Genomic DNA, 397 nt, shown 5'->3' on the forward strand with positions numbered 1-397 from the left:
GTTCACGAAGACCAACTCTCCATCAGGCGCGTCTCTCTGGTGACGACTGTCCACCACGACCCAATTGAAGGACTCCGAGAACGGATCGCGGGTCAGGCTCCACACGAGAGCTCGCCGCAGGTCGTCGGCGGTCTCGGCCGGTTGGTGCCCGCGCAGGCCCAGCACGGCGGAGCGCAGGGCACGCTGGAAGGCGGCATAGTCGTGCCAAGAGAGGGTCGCGAGGTCACCCGACAAAGCCCAGTCCTGACCGTCGCTGCCTTCCTCGGCGAGCCCCAATGACCGCAGAGCAGAGAGGGCGTAATGGACCGTCGTGAGCTTCTTTGATTCGCGGCTGTGCGGTTCAAGGAAGGCACGGAGCGTGTCGTAGGCCACTGGACCGGATCGCGAGGCCAGGAAG

General features: G+C 65.2%; 1 pseudogene. It reads right to left on the reverse strand.

The features are described 5' to 3' along the window. A pseudogene (locus IH48_RS0132465) lies at nt 1-372 on the reverse strand (hypothetical protein); the annotation flags it as partial. Between the last annotated feature and the right edge of the window lie 25 nt (nt 373-397).

It is taken from the genome of Streptomyces sp. NRRL F-5126, from assembly GCF_000721265.1.
GTDB lineage: Bacteria > Actinomycetota > Actinomycetes > Streptomycetales > Streptomycetaceae > Streptomyces.